The organism is Psychrobacter sp. 16-MNA-CIBAN-0192 (assembly GCF_040309565.1).
Lineage (GTDB): Bacteria > Pseudomonadota > Gammaproteobacteria > Pseudomonadales > Moraxellaceae > Psychrobacter.
On sequence record NZ_JBEOOX010000035.1, the window covers coordinates 1 to 1,102 of the forward strand.

Genomic DNA, 1,102 nt, shown 5'->3' on the forward strand with positions numbered 1-1,102 from the left:
TTTATGATTATGTTTGATGACCGTATCAGCAGGCATTTAATCTAAATGGCAGTTACACAGAATTCGGGATGGTCTCAAGTTAAAAGATTAATACTATAGTCATACTCAAATTTCGCTCACTTTTATACCACTACAAAAGATTATAATGATGCGCAAAACTATATCATTAGATCTAATCTAAATAAAACTGATACAATACTATTAGGGCGTGTTGAACATTCATAACTTCAACCAAAGATAAGCACAAGCAAGCGCCACCGTATTCTCATAACTTTGCTTGAGCTTATCAAATCCAGTGGCAACTGCTCTATAATTCTTTAGTTTAGCGAAAGCGTTTTCTACTAAGTGGCGGACTTTGTACAACTCCCAATCCATATGATCGTTAGAGGACTTCGTATTTCGTTTTCGAGGGATGTTATCACGCGTTCCTGCTTGTTTAATATGCGCTCGTAGCGAATCAGAATCATAGCCCTTATCGGCACATACGATCACGGTGTCGCTTAAATCCATCTTATCGATTAAATCTGATGTTACCTTCACATCATGTGTGGTGCCATCTGATAAGAGAAAAGTAATAGGGTTATCATGTGCATCGACCGCTAAATGGATCTTGGTCGCACGTCCCGCCACACTTTTACTGATACCTTGCATATTCTCATTACCACCACTGCTATGCTGATGCGCTTTAACATGAGTACCATCGATCAATACCCATTCACAGTCTGAATCTTTGATTAATAGAGCGAACAGTGCAATCAACTTATTACTGCGAAACCAGCGCTGGTAAGCTTTATAGACCGTGTTGAGCTTACCAAAGTAATCGATAAAGTATACCTTCAACTGTCTGTCTCAGACTTCCTTTATCATAAATATTCAGGTCTAGTAAGATAGGTATGAGGCAAGTCCAATGTTCATCTTTGAGCATGGTGCGAGGCATAGCGAATGTGATCTTTTGGTGTGAGAATTTAAAGATTAGACATTCGCTATTTTTTTGCCAACACTTTATCGCCAATGTTCAACACGGCTTAAACAATATTGATAAATTATGAAGGACAAGCATTGAAAACTGCCACACTATTACCTATCTTACTTGCGTTAGGCG

1 pseudogene is annotated in these 1,102 nt (G+C 38.6%); it reads right to left on the bottom strand.

From position 1 onward, the window contains the following. Positions 1–219 precede the first annotated feature (219 nt). Positions 220–937, bottom strand: a pseudogene (locus AAEY78_RS12235) (IS5 family transposase). Between the last annotated feature and the right edge of the window lie 165 nt (positions 938–1,102).